A 935-nucleotide genomic window follows, 5' to 3' on the forward strand; every position below is an offset into this window, starting at 1 on the left:
GTACCTTCTTCAAAATGCCAGTGGTGCTGCTGGCAGCTGTAGGCGTGATTCTGACGCCCATTTATCTGCTGTCGATGTTGCGGGAAATCTTCTACGGCCCCGAAAATCAGGAACTAATTTCCCACGAAGCCCTCGTGGATGCTGAACCCCGTGAAGTCTTTATTATTGGGTGTCTGCTGGTTCCCATTATCGGAATTGGGTTCTATCCCAAACTCCTGACTCAGATCTACGACAGCAAAACCATGCAATTAACCGCACGACTGCGGGCGTCTATCCCGGCAGTGGTTCAAAAACAACTTACCCCCCCTCCAGCCCTAGCCATGCACTCCCTGGGACTGGAAACCATGCCGATGCTGCACGCCCCAGTTATTGGCCAGTAAATCCTGGACAACCTCACTGGACAACATTAAAAGAGGCTACTGAATTCAGTAGCCTCTTTTTTATCCCGAAGGAAAATGGATTCTTTTCCCTCCCCTTACCAAGGTGGGGTTAGGGTGGGGTGCATGATCAAGGGATACCCAGCGTAGCCTGAACTACCTGGACTACTGAGAAACAGCTAGGAGAAAATCGGGGCTTTGGGAATTGCGATCATCAGTACAGGTTATTTGTGATGCTCGACCTGACCCTTTTAAAACATCCTCTGATGGTTCCCGGTGCAGAGAGAGATCAGGCTTCAGGGGTGTTCCTTGCTGGATATACAATTGAGCCATCTTCAGTCATCTCCCGATTGAAAACCCGATTCTCTGTTTTATCGCTTATTCTCCACGGCTCCTCATTTGCTGTTTGAATTGCTGGGAGATTCTCCGCCGGTTCCCTATCAGTTCCAATCCGTGGAAGTTAAGCAAACCGCTTCCGACTGGATGGGATTTTTTGCCCCCGGCTTCTGATCCAGACTTGCCAATCTATTTGTAGAAGTCCAGTTTCAGCTTGATCCA

General features: G+C 49.5%; 1 protein-coding gene and 1 pseudogene. Both read left to right on the forward strand.

Translation table 11 applies throughout. The annotated features are described in order from the left end of the window. Positions 1–380 (forward strand): annotated as a pseudogene (locus DO97_RS24575) (NAD(P)H-quinone oxidoreductase subunit 4); the annotation flags it as partial. A gap of 363 nt (positions 381–743) precedes the next feature. Then, on the forward strand, positions 744–887 hold the full coding sequence (locus tag DO97_RS22755; RefSeq protein ID WP_081980902.1) for a DUF2887 domain-containing protein: 144 nt from the start codon (positions 744–746) through the stop codon (positions 885–887). Positions 888–935: the final 48 nt, after the last annotated feature.

This window comes from Neosynechococcus sphagnicola sy1, from assembly GCF_000775285.1.
GTDB lineage: Bacteria > Cyanobacteriota > Cyanobacteriia > Neosynechococcales > Neosynechococcaceae > Neosynechococcus > Neosynechococcus sphagnicola.